The following is a 15,643-nucleotide window of genomic DNA, read 5'->3' as shown; positions in this document are numbered from 1 at the left end:
TCCACCCGCGACAAGACGCTCTGGGACAGCCGTGTAGGCACCGAGCAGCAATACCTGCGGTCGCGCAACGCCGCGGCGCAGACCGAAATGCGCTTGAAGATCGCGCGGCAGAAGTTGCTCGCGCTGGGCCTAGGCGAAAAGGAAATCACTGCGGTGCCCAAAGCCCCGGAGGCTTCGCTTCGACGCCAGGATGTACGCTCACCGATCTCCGGGCGGGTGGCCGAACGCAAGGTCGAGTTGGGAACGGCGGTCGGCCGCGACAGTCTGGAGACCGAACTGTTCGTCGTGGTCGACCTTAGCCGTGTCTGGGTGGAATTGTCTGTTGCCTCTTCCGACCTTCCTCTGATCAAGGAAGGCCAGCAGGTCAAAATTTCCGCGCGAGGCCTCACCGAGACGGCCACTGGCAAGATTGTCTTCGTGAGTCCGCTGGTCGACAAGGATACGCGCACGGCGCGCGTCGTCGCCGAAATGCAGAATCCTGACCGGATGTGGCGTCCGGGCTCGTTCGTCACGGCGGCGATCGCCCTCAACGAGCGGACCGTGCCCCTCGTCGTGCCGGCGACCGCAATTCAGAAGCTGGACGGCCAACCGATCGTATTCGTCCGGACCAAAGACGGTTTCGAGAAGCGCGACGTCGTGCTGGGCGAGAGGGAGGATCAGACCGTCGAGATCGTGTCCGGCCTGACGCCCGGCGAGGCCATCGCAGCGACGAACACGTTTCCGCTCAAGGCCGAGTTGTCGAAGCCTCGGGACGAGGACTGAGCGATGATCGAACGCATCATCGATTTTTCGGTCCGGCGCCGATGGCTCGTCTTGCTGATCACGCTGGCGGCAGTCGTGTCGGGCTTCTGGTCGCTGACCAAGCTTCCGATCGATGCGGTTCCGGACGTCACCAATGTCCAGGTCCAGGTCAATGCCGTGGCTCCGGCGCTGACGCCGGTCGAAATCGAGAAGCAGGTCACCGTGGCGCTGGAAACGGTGCTGGCTGGCACGCCCGGCTTGGAATCGACGCGGTCCTTTTCGCGAAACGGTTTTGCCCAGATCACGGCCGTGTTCACCGATCGCACCAATATCTACTTTGCGCGCCAGCAGGTCTCGGAGCGCATCAACGAGGCCAAGGCCAATCTGCCGCCCAGCGTGGACATCAAGCTGGGGCCGATTTCGACGGGACTTGGCGAGATCTACTGGTGGGCGGTCGAATACGCCAAGCCAGGCGCTATTGCGCCGGTGCGCGATGGGCAGCCCGGCTGGCAGTCGGACGGGACATACCTGACGCCCGAAGGTGAGCGCCTGACCGATGATTTTCAGCGGACGGTGTATCTGCGCACCGTGCAGGACTGGATCATCCGTCCGCAGATGAAGACGGTCCCCGGGGTGGCTGGCGCCGATGCTATCGGTGGTTTCGTCAAGCAGTTCCAGGTGCAACCCGACCCAGCACGGCTGATCAGCTTTGGACTATCTCTCAATCAGGTCATCGAGGCCATCGAGGCCAATAATGTCAGCCGCGGCGCCAACTACATCGAACAAAATGGTGAAGGTTACGTGGTCCGCGCCAGTGGCCGCGTCGAAAACATAGAAGACATCTTGCAAATCGTCGTGGCCACGCGGGCCGGCGTGCCGGTGCGCGTCAAGGATGTCGCCGACGTCGTGATCGGCAAGGAGTTGCGGACCGGCAGCGCCAGCGTCAACGGCCGCGAAGTCGTCCTTGGAACGGCGCTCATGCTGATCGGAGGCAACAGCCGCACGGTCGCGGCTGCGGCGGATGCGAAGATCAAGGAGATCAGCCGGGCGCTTCCGCCCGGCATCTATGCCCACACCGTGCTCAACCGGACGCAATTGGTCGATGCCACGATCAAGACTGTCGCCACCAACCTGGCCGAAGGCGCTCTGCTCGTCATCGTCGTACTCTTCCTCCTGCTAGGCAACCTGCGGGCCGCGGTAGTGACCGCGTGCGTCATCCCGGTCACCATGATGCTGACCGCAACCGGCATGCTGCAGGGCAAGATCAGCGCCAATCTCATGAGCCTGGGCGCGCTGGATTTCGGACTGATCGTGGACGGCGCCGTGATCATCGCGGAAAACAGTCTGCGCCACCTCGCCGAACGCCAGCGCGAGTTCGGGCGAGTGCTGGCGTTGGACGAACGGCTGCAGACCGTCAAGGAATCCGCCATCGAAATGATCCGGCCTACAGTCTACGGCCAGCTTATCATCATTCTCGTCTACGTGCCGCTGCTGACGTTCACGGGCGTCGAGGGCAAGACGTTCGAGCCGATGGCGCTGACGGTCATCATCGCGCTCGTTGCGGCCTTCGTCGTCTCGCTGACGTTCGTCCCGGCCATGGTTGCACTGACCGTCACCAAGCCTGTCAACGAGCAGGAAAACGCCATCATCCGCAAGCTGAAGGCGGGCTATGCGCCGCTGTTGACGCGGGTGATCGCGTCGCCGCTGCCGGCTATCGGGATTGCTTCGGTTCTGTTCATCGCGGCGGGTTTGCTGTTCACCCGGCTGGGGCAGGAGTTCACGCCGACGCTGGATGAGAAGAACATCGTGATGGAGGTCAAGCGTATCCCGAGTACGTCGATAACCCAATCGCAAGCCATGCAACTCCAGATCGAGAGTGTCGTCAGCAAGTTTCCGCAGGTGGCGTTTGTGTTCTCCCGTACCGGAACCCCGGACCTCGCCGCAGACCCGATGCCGCCGAACGCGTCCGACACCTACATTATCGTCAAGCCGCAGGCCGAGTGGCCTGATCCATCGATGACCAAGGACGATCTCATCAAGCAGATCGAAGCGGAAGCCTCGAAACTGCCGGGGAACAAACTCGGCTTTTCCCAGCCCATCGAAATGCGGTTCAATGAGCTGATCGCCGGCGTGCGCGAGGATCTGGCGGTCAAGGTGTTCGGCGATGATTTCGAGCAGATGCAGCGGGCCGCCGGTAGCATCGCCAATACGCTGCGCCGCATTGACGGCGCCCAGAATGTGAAGATGGAGCAGACTGCCGGTCTTCCGTTCCTCGAGATCAAGATCGACAAGGCCGAAATCGCACGACGAGGACTCAGTTTGCTCGCGGTTCAGGACGTGATCGAGGCCGCAATCGGCGGTCGGGTCGCCGGACTGGTCTTCGAGGGTGATCGACGTTTCCAGATCATCGTCAGGCTGAACGACGCATTGCGCAACGATATCGCGGCGCTGGAAAACCTGCCGGTCCAACTGCCGCGACTGACCGCAAATGCCGCGGTGGCATCCGTCCCCCTTCGCGCTCTGGCGACATTCGAGCAAACCGAGGGCGCAAACCAGATCAGTCGTGAGAACGGCAAGCGGCGCGTCGTCGCGACGGCTGAAGTGCGTGGGCGGGATATCGGATCATTGGTCGCCGAGGCGCAAGCGATCGTCGGAGAGAAGGTCAAGCTGGCACCGGGGACCTGGCTCTCCTGGGGTGGGCAGTTCGAGAATTTCTCCGTCGCCCGGCAGCGTCTGATGTTCGTGGTCCCCGGCTGTTTCCTCTTGATATTCCTGCTGCTGTTCGGTGCCCTTGGTTCCGCGCGGGACGCGCTTCTGGTCTTCAGCGCGGTGCCCCTCGCGCTTACCGGCGGCATTGCCGCACTGTGGCTGCGGGGCATGCCGTTCTCGATCTCGGCCGCGGTCGGCTTCATCGCACTCTCCGGAGTCGCCGTCCTGAATGGATTGGTGATGTTGAGCCAGATTCGAAGATTGGTTTCGGAAGGTGTGGATACCCGCGTGGCCATCAGCCAAGGCGCTCTGACGCGGTTTCGTCCGGTCATCATGACCGCGCTGGTCGCCTCGCTCGGCTTCGTGCCGATGGCGCTTGCGACGGGGACGGGAGCAGAAGTGCAGAAGCCGCTGGCGACCGTGGTGATCGGTGGCCTGTTGAGCGCGACGCTGCTCACCTTGCTGGTCTTACCCGCGCTTTATTCCTACTTCGCATCTATCGAAAGCCAGACGAAGCCCGGCCGCGCGTTCGTTCCGAACCGGGCGGCCGAATAAAGCTCTATTGCAAGCGCGAACCTAGAGCGTTTCACGTTTTGATTGAAGCGTATCCTGCGTTTGCGAAGTAGTTGGCGCATTCTGCGGGCTGGATGGTTGCGATGAGGCTGCCGAGATTTCGGCAGATTTCATCGAGGGTGCGTTTCTGGGCGGCGCGCATCCAGTGCTTGATCTTGGCGAAGGCCTGCTCGATCGGGTTGAGGTCGGGTGAGTATGGCGGCAGATACCATAGCCTGGTACCTGCGGCCTTGATCAGGCGGCGCAGCGCGGCCGGCTTGTGGCTTCCGAGATTGTCCATGATGACGATATCGCCGGGCCTCAGACACGGCACGAGCTGTTGTTCGACATAGGCGCGGAAGCACTCGCCGTTGATCGGGCCGTCAAACAGGCAGGGAGCTGTGAGGGCGTCGCAGCGCAGTGCGCCGAGGAAGGTCATCGTACGCCAGCGGCCATATGGTGCGAAGCCCCGCACGCGCTCGCCCCTCAAGCCCCATCCGCGCAGCGGCGCCATGTTGGACTTGATCCAGGTCTCGTCGATAAAGACCAGACGCTGCGGATCGAGGCCGGCCTGCCACGATAGCCAGCGCCGCCGCCGGCGGGCCACATCGGAGCGGCCTTGTTCAAGAGCGAACAGCGTTTTTTTGAATCGCAGTCCTTCGCGGCGCATGAACAGCCACACCGCATTATGCGAGACGCGAACTCCGCGTCCCGCCAGTTCTTCCTTCAGGGCGTGCAGCGTCAGCTGTGAGGTCTGCCTGATCCGCTCCTTGATGAAGCCGCCATGCGGCTCCAGCACCGACTTGCAGTGACCGCCCATCTTGCCGGGCCTGACCGAACCCGTCGCCCGGTAGCGCGCTGCGACCACTTCACCACCGAAGACACCGCAACGCCAAACCGCGCCGCCGCAGCCCGGCAACTCTCACCCTTCGATACCGCAGCGACCGCCCGCTGGCGCAAGTCAATGGAAAGAGGTCTGACCATCGGATGCTGGCCTCCAGTCCAGCCAGCATCTTGAATCATATTCGCGCCAAAACCGGAATCCCTCCCGATTCAATAAACTCGTGAAACGCTCTAGCGTCTCCCATTGATACGAATAGCGAGCGCGCCTCCGGAATCACCACGGCAGCATTCGCTGCATCACACGATCACGATGGATTAAGAGGTGTGCCATTGCCGCCGCAACGTGAACGCCGATTGCGACGAGTAACGACCATTCCATAATTTGATGCCAGCCGTCGATCGCACGAACGCCGGAGGCGCTTTCGGAGGCCAGCATCGGCAAACGGATCAGGAAGAAATACGACAGACTCCATCCGCGAAACGAGGCGAACAGCCAGCCGGTTATGGTCGTTGCCAACACAAGCGCATAAAGCAGCCAGTGGACAGCTTCGGATGTCAGGCGTTGCCAGGGAGGAAGCGAGACTTCCGGCGCAACCGGATGCGTGATGCGCCACCCGAAACGAAGAACGATCAACGCGAGGATGGTGAGCCCGAAGGAAACGTGAAACACCATGGCGCTGCCCGGCTGCGCGCCACGGTGAATGTCCGGCATGAACCAACCGATCGGGTACTGCACCACCAGCAGCGCAACAATGAGCCAATGAAAGACTTTCGCCGTGGTTCCGTAGTGCAATTGCTGGTGCATGACTATGCCGCTCCGATCAGGATGCCGACCGCCAGCACGATCGCACCTCCAAGCACAATCTGGAACACCGCCTGCAGGAATGGCGTGTCCATGTACCGCGTACGAATGTAGGCGATCGCCCACAGTTCAAGAAAGACGACGCCACCGGCGATCGTCGTCGCAATCCAGAACGCGTTGGGCCAGGAATCGGGGACAAGGTAAGGCATGGTGTGGCCGAGGCCACCCAACGTCGTCATCAGGCCGCAGATGGCTCCGCGCAACCAAGGCGAACCGCGCCCGGTCATCGATCCGTCGTCGGACAGCGCTTCTGCAAAGCCCATGCTAATGCCGGCGCCGATCGATGCGGCGAGGCCGACCAGAAACGTCTGCCAGTTTTGATGGGTCGCGAATGCCGCGGCGAAGAGCGGTGCAAGCGTCGACACCGAGCCGTCCATCAATCCGGCGAGGCCCGGTTGAACGTATTGCAGCACGAACATTCGCTTGCGGGTTTTGTCCTCCTCCTCGCGGACGTCAGGGCTGAGGTTGCCAGTCAGTCTCGCAGCGAAGCTTTCGTGATCTTTCTCCATCTCGGCAAGATCGCCAAGCAACTTGCGGACTCCAATGTCGCGGCTCTGTTCGGCGGCTTTCGTATAAAAACGCTCAGCCTCGAACTCCATCGTTTCGGCTTCTTTGCGGATAGTATCTAGGGAGAGATTTTTGGTCAGCCAGATCGGACGGCGGCGCAGGAATCCCTTGACGTTTTCGCGGCGGATCGGCGGCAGATTGGGACCGAACCGTTGTTCGTACAATTCGAGAAGCATGTGGCGATGATTCTTTTCTTCCTCGGCCATCCGCTCGAAAATCTTGGCGGAGTCGGGATATCTGCTCATCAGATCCTCCGCAAAGCTCATGTAGATTCGGCTGTCCTCCTCTTCGCCCGAGATCGCGACGGCAAGCACCTCCCTTTCGGTCAGGTCCGCAAAATTCTTCATTGGAAGCCCCGACGCCATAGTTTAGAATAATTCTAAATCAATTAAGGATGCTGCGGCGACAGGTCAAGCCCAGAATCGCGTTGCCATTCTGAGAACGATCAACGCGGTGGGCCGCGAGCGAGGGCGAAAATGCAGAAGGTCAAATATCGTCTGATCAACTCGCGGCTGGCGCCGCGACGGACCAAGCTGGAGCTACCTGGATGGGCGGGTGAGCGCCAGCCTCGCGCGAATGGTTCGCGCGAACAGGTCTGGCATTGTGTGCCCTTTTCGGAAGGCGCCCAGTACGGGATCGAATTGTTTTATCCCTACGACAACGAGCTTCGCGTGAGCACAAAAGATGGCAAGCTCGTTCTCGACGGAGATTTTGGACCCCCGCCAGAGTCCGGAGTGCAATGGCCGCCGTTCCGGAACTTTGGCGACAGCTACTACACCTATCAACTCCTCCTCGATCTTAAGGTCGAGCAAGGATTCGCTATCAGGACCGAACCGCACCCGCGTTTCTACACCGACCGCACCGATACCGTGCCGGTGGCGGTGCCCGCGCTGATACGAAACTGGTGGCCGATGTTGTTCTTCATGGTGTTCAAGTCCCCCGCCGAAGGACGAACTCACATTTTCCGGCCTAATGAGCCGTTCGTGCAAATCATCGTTATCCCGGAAGAGGCGGCCTTTGAACTTGAGGAGATGAACGACGAGGAGGCCGCCGAACGTGAGCTGCAATCGCGCCGGATATTTGCCAATCGTCCGAAGCTGGCGGAAGGTACCGAGTGGACGTCATCGACAGATACCGTATTCGACGGCACTTATCGCCATCTGCATCGGGCGGCCAAGGATCGAGCCCGCAATCAATAGCGGCTTGATCAAAAGGGGCCTGACGGCCCTTTTGATCGATTCGCTTAGTCGTCGTCGCGATAAAAATGATGATGGTGATGGTGGTGGTAAAAGTGATGGTGATGGTGATGATGGTGCCATCGCGGTGGAACCACAACGATCCGAGGCGCGCGGTGCCATCGATGGTGATGATGGTGATGATGATGATGATGATGATAATAAAACTGGGCCAATTCGATTTGGCCATCAGCCGAAGGTGATGAAGCAGCGTCAATGGCCTGAAGAGTGGTCAGCGCGTTCGGAATTGGCTGTAGCAGATCGGCATACGAGTTTGCCTGGAGAACGTCAGTTGGCGCGGGATTTACTACGGGGGGTGCTGCCTCCGCGACATTGCAGGCTCCGAGCGTCGCCACGGCTCCTATAAGTCCGGCGATCTTCTTGTCCATTCACGCCTCCTGAGAATCTTAGCCAACGGATGCTGGCACCTTGTAACGTTCCCCCGCACCGCAAGTTCCAAGTTGAACTAGATGGGAGCGAGCCCGAGCTTGCGGCTCCGGTTATATCCGGTACCCGCCGCCTCCCGACAGACGTGGCGCTGCTGGGCGAAGCAATAAGAATATGCCGCGTGCAATACACAGCAGGTCATGGAAAGCTACCCGAGCGCGCCGATTCACGATCGACATCTATTCGCAGACCCGGACTCGGCGCCGCACCCAGCTATAGCCGTCCCAATACGGCCTTCCCTGAGTCCAATAGCAATCCGGCGCGTATCGTGGCGCAGCTACCATTCCACCGATGATTCCGCCAATTATACCTGCAGCGGGGTCATCGGAGTAATATCCGTGGTGATGGTGATGGTGATGGTAAAAATGATGATGGTGGTGATGATACTGTGCAAGTTGGACAAGTGGCGTCTCGCTAGTGCGAGCTGCGTCGTCCGCTCTCAACATTGCGACCGCATCGGGGATAGGCTCGAGTAGCTCGGCGTAAGACTGAACCTGCAGGTTAGGGCGAGGGTCTTGAGCGGGGGTTGCCGCTTGACCGGGAGTGCTACAGGTCAGCAGCGCAGCGGTACTGCAAAGCAAAAGCGAGAGATTATTCTTCATTTCACGTCCTCCACCCCCTGTGTGTCAGCACCAGCTTGTTTCATACTTTCCTTCCGGCCCGAGCGACCGAGGAGGCTCAATCAATTACGCGCGACCATGTCTTCCGTTTTCACGACCTGAGATTCGAAATCGGGGCGCAATTTAGAGCGGAATTGTGGCAGGAAGCACCACCCAGCGATCAACAAGATCAAAGTTGCGCAAGACGATGTAACTCCTTTGATCAATCCGATGGGCGATCACATCAATCCGGATGCGGCCCCTCGGTCTTGTTTTCAAGCACCTTGCCAGTGGCGGCATCAATCCCGACTTCCTGGGTCCGCGAGCCCGTCCTGATGTCGAACGAATAGCGCAACCCGCTACCACCGGCCTCGCGCCCAAGCTCCTCGTCGGTGATTTTCCCGGGATGAGCCTTGAGGGCGAACTGGCGGGCCTGCGTGGAGTCACCTTGGCGTGACCTGCAAGGTTCTGACCTGTGTAGGCAGGATAAGTCCAAGGATGACCAGGCCGAACACCGGATGCAGCACTACGGCATCGACGCGCGTGGTCAGCGTGTCAGGCTTCGACGGCATCGTCACGGTCTCGCGGATGATGCGGTCGGCCTCGCGCTGGGTGGCTTTCAGTTCGGCGATACTCAGCGGCATCCAGGTGTTGTCGCGTTTGTTCTCGCCGAGATGCGCCGCGAATTCGTCGGTGCGCCGCAGCAGTTCGGCGATGCCGCCCTTGCGCACCGCGATCGAGGTGACGACAGTGACGCCGAGTGCCGCCGACATCTTGTCGATATCGATCTCACTCCACGCCGTTGGGCGATGTCGAACATGTTGAGGATCACCAGCAGCGGGCGACCGGTGCGTTTCAATTCCAGCACCAGGCGGAAAGTCAGGCGCAGGTTGGTCGCGTCCGCGACGCATAGCACGATGTCAGGCGGATCCTCGTTGGCATAGCGGCCGAGCACGACGTCGCGGGTGATCTCCTCGTCAGGGCTGCGGCCACGCAATGAATAGGTGCAGGGCAGATCGACCAGCGACATGGTGCGGCGCTCGGGCGTCACGAACGAGCCAGTCTTGCGCTCGACGGTGACGCCGGGATAGTTGGCGACCTTCTGACGGCTGCCGGTTAGCGCGTTGAACAGCGAAGTCTTGCCACTGTTAGGGGCACCCACCAGCGCGATGTGCAGGGAAGCCGCCGTCATCGATCGAAACCGATCATCGCACCACGACAGCCATAGCTTCGCGCCGCCGCAATGCGATCGTGATATTGTCAACGCGCACAGCGATCGGATCGCGGGCGATGGCCCCCTCGTGCAGGATTTCGACCCGCGCGCCTTCGATGAACCCCATTTCGATCAGTTGCTGCTCGCGCTCGGCTGCAACCGCCCCGTACGTTGCCGATTTTAGCACCACGACGGTGCCGGCAAAGCCCCGCGGGGCGTTGCCGAGCAGCAATTCGGGAGGCGGATGCGGGCAGTCGCACATGCGACGTTTGTGAGCAGCCGCCCAGTCGACGTCAAGCTGCCTCCCGGCGCGAACATTAGAAATGCTCTACGTATGCTCGCCAAGCTGGCCGCGCAGCTGTTCCTTACGGAGGGGCGTGGCCCAACGCGTGCGATGAGCTCGCCCAACGTGGGTACGTAGTAGCCGAGAGCATTGTGTGGCCTGAGGGGAAGCTCGCCGTGAACACATGCGGGGCATTTGGAACGAGGTCGGGTCGCGCGCGCTCGAAACTCAACTTCAGTAGGATGCTGATTAATTGACCGCCGACACTGCTCCAAGGATTAGTAAGGCGGCGGCACGCTTGCGCAGCATAATGAGATAGCCCAGCACAGCTACAAAGACGAGACCGAGTACGACCGTACTGCCGAGCGCCGTTAGGTCTCGGGCAGCCTCTTTGAGCCATAGGGGTCCGATTGTGTTCGCCATGTCTCCGGACTGTCGGAAGAACACGAGAATCGCGTTATCAAAGGCCGTGGTGTCACCCTCCGCCACATCCGCGGCGAGGAGTCCGAACGCGAGGAAAAGAGCGGCAACGCCAAGAATGACAGGAGCGGACAAATCTCCTGTCGCGTAACAGAAGTGGTGAGCCATTGCCACAAGGAGTGTCGGCGCGCTTCGAAAAACATACATGTGAGAGCAATCTCACGCGCGCTAGTTCCTGTCCACGCGCGATGGCCAACATTGGCAAATTGTATAGTCGCGGTCGAACGCCTGTGATCGTCGCGAGCGCATTCTCTTGGCTCTCCGCGGTCGTGATCGCTTGCGACATCGTCACCTCAAGACGGCCGGAAGCACAAGGTACTTGTCGACACTCAAAGCGGTCAGGTTGTGAAGACAGCCATGGCCGACGATGAGCAGAATGAGAACGGCCACGAGGGCGACGACAACTGACGCTCGTCATTTTGGGCGGCTCGCGCTCGCTGTGAGCCGCCTCCTATTGCTCCCTCTCTCGCTCTCGATCCGTGGGCCAGCCGTCGCCATGACAGCCAAGCCGCAACGACCCTTCAAGAGGCCAACATGAAAACCCGATCAAGAAGTCACCTCATCGCATCATCGCTGGCGTTTGCGCTGGCAGCTTCGATGGCCGTGCCGATCGCCGCCGCGCCTGCCCTCGCTCGGGAGACGGCCGTCGCGCCGGAGAAGAATCCACCGGGGGATATCCCGGACAGCCAGGTCTTCGTTGAATACAAATCGCCGTTTGGCTTCGCCATGAAAGTCCCCGAGGGCTGGGCTCGCGCCGATCGCGCGGACGGCGCTCGCTTTTCGGACAAATACAACATCATCGATCTGGCTGTTTCGAAGGCTGACCAGGCGCCCAATGCGACGATCGCGAAAACACGCGAAGCAGCCGAATTGCAGAAGGGCGGCCATGCTGTCGCGATAAAAACGGTCAAGGACGTCAAGCTCAAGTCGGGCCCTGCTGTCCTTGTTTCTTATGCCTCGAACTCCGCCCCTAACGCCGTCACCGGCAAGCAGATCCGGCTCGAGCATGACCGTTATCTGATGTTCAGGAACGGCACCTTGGTCACGCTCGATCTGTCCGCGCCACTCGGCGCCGACAATGTGGATCAGTGGCGGCTGATGTCGAACTCTTTCCATTGGCAGTGACATGAGCGTGCTCCGCGGCCACGAGCTGTATCGGTTCTTCCACGTGGGCGACGATGAGACGCCGGCGCTGAGAGGCATCGATGTGCAGCTCGACGCCGGCGAGATGGTCGCCCTGGTCGGCCCGTCCGGGAGTGGCAAGTCGACGCTCCTCGCCTGCCTCGCCGGTCTGGACGAGCCCGATGGCGGTCATGTGGACGTCATGGGAGAGCGCCTGTCGCGGCGGCCCGAAGCAACACGGGCTCGTCTGCGCGCTCGCCATATCGGCATGTTGATGCAGTCCAACAACCTGTTCGACCACTTGACGGTGTCCTCCAACATCGCGCTGCAAATCGAGCTGTCGGGCAAGGGCGAGCAGGGTTCGCTGCTGCAGCGGCTCGGCATCGGCGAGCATGGCGATGCAATGCCATCGCAGCTCTCCGGCGGCGAGGCCGCGCGAGCCGGCCTTGCCGTCGCGCTCGCAGCCGATCCGGACATCCTGATCTGCGACGAGCCGACGGCCGAGGTCGACGCCGACACCGAGCATCGCATTCTCGAGTTCCTCGACGAGAGGCGGCGCGCGGGCTGCGCCATTCTGGTCGCGACCCATAGCGCGTCCCTGGCGCAATGCGCCGACCGCATTCTGCGGATCAAAGACGGGCGGATTGTCCATGATTGATCTCGTCGAAGCGTTCGGAGCGGCCCGCTCCTTCCAGCGCGGCGGCAAGACCGTGGCAGCGCTCGCTCCGACGACGTGTCGGGTCAGAGCGGGGGATCGGATCGCTTTACTGGGACCCTCGGGAAGCGGAAAATCCACCCTCCTGCACCTTATGGCGGGTCTCGACATCCCGAGCGCGGGCGAAATGCGCTGGCCGCTTCTGGGACGCCGGGATGGTCTGCTGCCCGGCAAGGTCGCCATGGTTTTTCAATCGCCTAGCCTCATGGCGCCGCTGAGCGTCATCGAGAACGTCGAGCTTCCCCTTATTTTGAAGGACGGGCGGGACGACGCGCGCGCCACCGCTATGGAAGCACTCAAGCGCGTCGGCCTTGCCGATCTGGCAAATAAGTTGCCCGAGGAACTGTCCGGCGGGCAGGGACAGCGCGTGGCCATGGCTCGCGCGATCGCGGCGCGCCCGCAGCTCCTTTTGGCGGACGAGCCTACGGGGCAGCTTGATCAGGCGACCGGGCTCGCATTGATCGATGGTCTCTTGAATTGGCTGGCAGGCTCTCCGACCGCGCTGGTGATCGCCACGCATGATCTCGCCATTGCCGAACGCATGGAGCGGATCTGGCACATGGACCACGGCCAAATGTGTTCCGCGGCGGGAGATGAGCGATGATAGGGCCATGGATCTCCGGACTCGTCCGGGCGCGCTCGGGACGCTTGATCGGTGCCGTCGCAGGGGTCGCGTGCGTGGTGGCTCTTATCGCCGTCCTCGGCATATTTCTTCGGGCCAGCTCTGCGAGCATGACGACCCGGGCGATCGCCACCGTGCCTGTCGATTGGCAGATCCAATTGGCTTTCGGCGCCTCACTCGAGGCCATAAAGGAAGCAGCCTCGAAGGCAAACCCGCTCGCGAAGGTGCAGACGGTCGACTACGCATCTGTCGACGGCTTCGAGTCCTCGACCGACGGCACGGTGCAGACGACGGGAGCTGGACAGGTCCTTGGCCTCGACCCCTCCTATACTGCCTCGTTCCCCGGCGAGATCCGGCTTCTTCTTGGGTCGTTAGACGGCGTTCTCGTCGCCCAGCAGACGGCAGCCAATCTGCACGTCGGTCTCGGAGACATGGTGATGATTCACCGGCCGGGGCTGTCGAACTCCGCGGTCAAAGTGGGCGGAGTGATCGATCTCCCGAACGCCGACTCGCTCTTCCAGGCGGTCGGCGCCCCGAAAGGCCTCGCACCGCAGGCTCCGCCCGACAACGTGCTTGTCCTTCCCGCCCCGCTTTGGCGCGAGCTCTTCTTGCCACAGAAGAACGTCCGGCCGGATAGCGTGCGCCAACAACTGCATATCGGCATCGACCGCGCGCAGTTATCCAGCGATCCCGGAGCAGCCTATATCGCCGCGACTGCTTCCGGTCATAACCTCGAGGCGCGAGTGGCAGGGACCGCGGTTCTCGCCAACAACCTTGCGGCGCGCCTGGATGCCACCCGCGGGGACGCGCTTTACGCCAAGGTGCTCTTCCTGTTTCTCGGAGCGCCGGGAGCAGCTCTCGCGGCACTGCTGACTGTCGCCTGTGCTCGCTCGGGCGCGGACCGGCGACGCCGGGATCAGTCGCTGCTGCGATTGCGGGGAGCGTCGACGCGCCGGATCCTGACGTTGTCCGCTGTCGAGGCGGCCCTCGTCGCTGCGGGCGGGGCGGTCCTGGGCCTCGCCGTCGCAGTTCTCGCGGCGCACCTTACTTTCGGTGCAGTGCTCACCATCACCGGCCTTTGGCCCTGGCTCGGGGCTGCCGTGATCGCGGGGCTCGCCCTCGCCCTCTTGGCCGTTCTGCTACCAGCTTGGTCCGAGGCGCGTCGGCTCACGGTTGCAGCGGCGCGCATGGTGCTCGGTTCGGATCACGTGCCGTTGTGGCGGAGAGCTTTCGTAGACTTGGTGCTCATTGCCATCGGCGCTTTGGTCTTCTGGAAGACGGCGAGCTCCGGTTACCAGGTGGTGCTCGCGCCGGAAGGCGTGGCGGCAGCTTCGGTTGACTATGCGACGTTTCTCGCTCCCCTGCTGATGTGGGCCGGCGTCGGCCTGTTGACCGTCCGCCTTTCGACAGTGGGGCTCGCGCAGGGCCGCCGCTGGCTCACGGCCGTCCTGCGGCCTGTCGCCGGACCTCTCTCGGACCTTGTGGCGGCTACGATGGGGCGACAGCGCGGGCGGCTGACGAGCGGGATCGCTATGAGCGCCCTCGCCCTTGCGTTCGCGACTTCGACGGCCGTCTTCAACACGACGTACAACGCGCAGGCTCGCGTTGACGCGGAACTCACTAACGGAGCCGACGTCGCCGTCACTGGTACCAGCACCGCACCGGCCTCCAACGTCATGGACAAGCTCGCGGCTTTGCCGGGCGTCGTGGCGGCACAGCCCATGCAGCATCGCTTTGCCTATGTCGGGACGGATCTGCAGGACATCTACGGAATCGATCCGATTAATCTGGGCAAGGCCACCGATGTCTCTGACGCTTATTTTGCGAACCGGAATGCGGAGGCCACCCTGGCCGAGCTTGCCAAGACGCCCGACGGCGTCCTCGTCTCGCAGGAGACCGTCAATGACTATCAGCTTGCGCTGGGCGATCCGATCAATTTGCGCCTTCAATCGGCGACCGATCACCAGTACCACGTCGTTCCGTTCCGCTTCATTGGTATCGTCCGCGAATTCCCGACGGCGCCGAAGGATTCCTTTCTCGTCGCCAATGCTACGTACATCGCTAAGGTGACCGGCTCCGACTCGGCTGAGGTCGTCCTGCTGCGCACGCGCGGCAATCCAGCTGCCGTCGCTAAGCTGGCAGAGCAGGTCGTGAGTTCGCTTCCGGGCTTGAAGGTTCGCGACATCGGAACCACGCAGCATCTCATTGGCTCGAGTTTGACGGCTGTCGATCTCGTCGGTTTGACCCGGATCGAACTGGTGTTCGCCGTGATCATGGTGGCCGGCGCGGCTGGGCTCGTTCTGGCGCTGGGACTGGCCGACCGGCGGCGCGGCTTCGCCATCCTCTCGGCGCTGGGAGCGAAACCGCGCCAACTCAGTGCTTTTCTTTGGAGTGAAGGGATGCTGATCTTTACCGTCGGAGGCGCAATTGGCGTCGCCGGCGGCTTCGGCATGGCATGGATGCTCGTCAAGCTGCTGACCGGCGTCTTCGATCCCCCTCCCGATCAGCTGTCGATTCCGTGGATCTATATCTTTGTCCTGATCTGTGCTGCTTTCGCCTCAATGGCGGCGGCGGTGATCGGAGCGCAACACGAGACGCGGATCCCGGCCGTTCAGCGGCTAAGGGAGATGTAAATGGGGGCGGGTGCTCATTA

General features: G+C 61.7%; 14 protein-coding genes and 1 pseudogene. 7 read left to right on the top strand and 8 right to left on the bottom strand.

Annotation, left to right across the window (positions count from 1 at the left end):
• On the top strand, positions 1–762 hold a 762-nt coding region (locus BGO16_RS13345), incomplete at its 5' end, for an efflux RND transporter periplasmic adaptor subunit (RefSeq protein WP_292619207.1).
• Positions 763–765: 3 nt separating this feature from the next.
• Positions 766–4,005, top strand: a complete 3,240-nt coding sequence (locus BGO16_RS13340) for a CusA/CzcA family heavy metal efflux RND transporter (RefSeq protein ID WP_056302030.1) — start codon at positions 766–768, stop codon at positions 4,003–4,005.
• A 31-nt stretch (positions 4,006–4,036) separates the two neighbouring features.
• On the opposite strand, the gene BGO16_RS13335 is transcribed toward BGO16_RS13340, so the two are convergent.
• The 3 genes from BGO16_RS13335 to mbfA form a co-directional block, all read right to left on the bottom strand.
• Positions 4,037–4,986 (bottom strand): IS630 family transposase gene (locus BGO16_RS13335; RefSeq protein ID WP_156464498.1). Its coding sequence is split into 2 segments (ribosomal slippage): positions 4,037–4,858 and positions 4,861–4,986, totalling 948 coding nucleotides; the frame shifts between segments, so codons are not numbered across the junction.
• Between the two features lie 133 nt (positions 4,987–5,119).
• Positions 5,120–5,650 (bottom strand): cytochrome b, encoded by a 531-nt coding sequence (locus tag BGO16_RS13330; protein ID WP_056302028.1) that lies wholly within the window; start codon positions 5,648–5,650, stop codon positions 5,120–5,122.
• Positions 5,651–5,652: 2 nt separating this feature from the next.
• Positions 5,653–6,621: an iron exporter MbfA gene (gene mbfA / locus BGO16_RS13325; protein WP_056302027.1), complete on the bottom strand. Its 969-nt coding sequence runs from the start codon at positions 6,619–6,621 to the stop codon at positions 5,653–5,655.
• 129 nt (positions 6,622–6,750) lie between these two features.
• Between mbfA and BGO16_RS13320 the strand changes: the two genes are divergently transcribed.
• Complete coding sequence (locus BGO16_RS13320) at positions 6,751–7,473, top strand: hypothetical protein (protein ID WP_056302024.1); 723 nt, start codon at positions 6,751–6,753, stop codon at positions 7,471–7,473.
• Between the two features lie 44 nt (positions 7,474–7,517).
• On the opposite strand, the gene BGO16_RS13315 is transcribed toward BGO16_RS13320, so the two are convergent.
• From BGO16_RS13315 to BGO16_RS13300, 5 genes and pseudogenes are all read right to left on the bottom strand, one after another.
• Positions 7,518–7,898, bottom strand: a complete 381-nt coding sequence (locus BGO16_RS13315) for a hypothetical protein (protein ID WP_082512720.1) — start codon at positions 7,896–7,898, stop codon at positions 7,518–7,520.
• 901 nt (positions 7,899–8,799) lie between these two features.
• A complete protein-coding gene (locus BGO16_RS18160) occupies positions 8,800–9,051 on the bottom strand; it encodes a PepSY domain-containing protein (protein ID WP_200941233.1) in 252 nt (83 codons plus the stop codon).
• Positions 9,038–9,747: pseudogene (locus tag BGO16_RS13310) on the bottom strand (FeoB small GTPase domain-containing protein); the annotation flags it as partial. The pseudogene BGO16_RS13310 and the gene BGO16_RS18160, both read right to left, overlap by 14 nt.
• 13 nt (positions 9,748–9,760) lie before the next feature.
• The gene (locus BGO16_RS13305; RefSeq protein ID WP_056302021.1) at positions 9,761–10,030 is read right to left on the bottom strand and encodes a FeoA family protein; all 270 of its coding nucleotides are present in this window, start codon (positions 10,028–10,030) and stop codon (positions 9,761–9,763) included.
• 270 nt (positions 10,031–10,300) lie between these two features.
• Positions 10,301–10,606 (bottom strand): hypothetical protein, encoded by a 306-nt coding sequence (locus BGO16_RS13300; protein ID WP_210168420.1) that lies wholly within the window; start codon positions 10,604–10,606, stop codon positions 10,301–10,303.
• Positions 10,607–11,065: 459 nt separating this feature from the next.
• Here BGO16_RS13300 and BGO16_RS13295 point away from each other — a divergent pair, with 459 nt between their 5' ends.
• The 4 genes from BGO16_RS13295 to BGO16_RS13280 are packed head-to-tail and all read left to right on the top strand — an operon-like array spanning position 11,066 to position 15,623.
• Entirely contained in the window at positions 11,066–11,656 is a 591-nt protein-coding gene (locus tag BGO16_RS13295; protein WP_056302017.1) for a hypothetical protein, read from the top strand.
• Between the two features lies 1 nt (position 11,657).
• Complete coding sequence (locus tag BGO16_RS13290; RefSeq protein WP_056302015.1) at positions 11,658–12,311, top strand: ABC transporter ATP-binding protein; 654 nt, start codon at positions 11,658–11,660, stop codon at positions 12,309–12,311.
• Positions 12,304–12,972: an ATP-binding cassette domain-containing protein gene (locus BGO16_RS13285; RefSeq protein WP_056302013.1), complete on the top strand. Its 669-nt coding sequence runs from the start codon at positions 12,304–12,306 to the stop codon at positions 12,970–12,972. Before BGO16_RS13290 ends, BGO16_RS13285 begins: the two co-directional genes overlap by 8 nt.
• Before the next feature lie 44 nt (positions 12,973–13,016).
• On the top strand, positions 13,017–15,623 hold the full coding sequence (locus tag BGO16_RS13280) for an FtsX-like permease family protein (protein ID WP_292619205.1): 2,607 nt from the start codon (positions 13,017–13,019) through the stop codon (positions 15,621–15,623).
• The last annotated feature ends 20 nt before the right edge of the window (positions 15,624–15,643 follow it).

The organism is Nitrobacter sp. 62-23 (assembly GCF_001897285.1).
In the GTDB taxonomy this organism is placed as follows: domain Bacteria; phylum Pseudomonadota; class Alphaproteobacteria; order Rhizobiales; family Xanthobacteraceae; genus Nitrobacter.
The sequence above is the reverse complement of the archived record's forward strand: the minus strand, read 5'-3'. Positions and strand labels throughout refer to the sequence as shown.

Excerpts from the sequence above, each read along its gene's own strand:
- BGO16_RS13285 (WP_056302013.1), top strand. The coding sequence starts at position 12,304 with ATGATTGATCTCGTCGAAGCGTTCGGAGCGGCCCGCTCCTTCCAGCGC.
- BGO16_RS13290 (WP_056302015.1), top strand. The coding sequence starts at position 11,658 with ATGAGCGTGCTCCGCGGCCACGAGCTGTATCGGTTCTTCCACGTGGGC.
- BGO16_RS13295 (WP_056302017.1), top strand. The coding sequence starts at position 11,066 with ATGAAAACCCGATCAAGAAGTCACCTCATCGCATCATCGCTGGCGTTT.
- mbfA (WP_056302027.1), bottom strand. The coding sequence starts at position 6,621 with ATGAAGAATTTTGCGGACCTGACCGAAAGGGAGGTGCTTGCCGTCGCG.
- BGO16_RS13340 (WP_056302030.1), top strand. The coding sequence starts at position 766 with ATGATCGAACGCATCATCGATTTTTCGGTCCGGCGCCGATGGCTCGTC.
- BGO16_RS13320 (WP_056302024.1), top strand. The coding sequence starts at position 6,751 with ATGCAGAAGGTCAAATATCGTCTGATCAACTCGCGGCTGGCGCCGCGA.
- BGO16_RS13305 (WP_056302021.1), bottom strand. The coding sequence starts at position 10,030 with ATGTGCGACTGCCCGCATCCGCCTCCCGAATTGCTGCTCGGCAACGCC.
- BGO16_RS13315 (WP_082512720.1), bottom strand. The coding sequence starts at position 7,898 with ATGGACAAGAAGATCGCCGGACTTATAGGAGCCGTGGCGACGCTCGGA.
- BGO16_RS13330 (WP_056302028.1), bottom strand. The coding sequence starts at position 5,650 with ATGCACCAGCAATTGCACTACGGAACCACGGCGAAAGTCTTTCATTGG.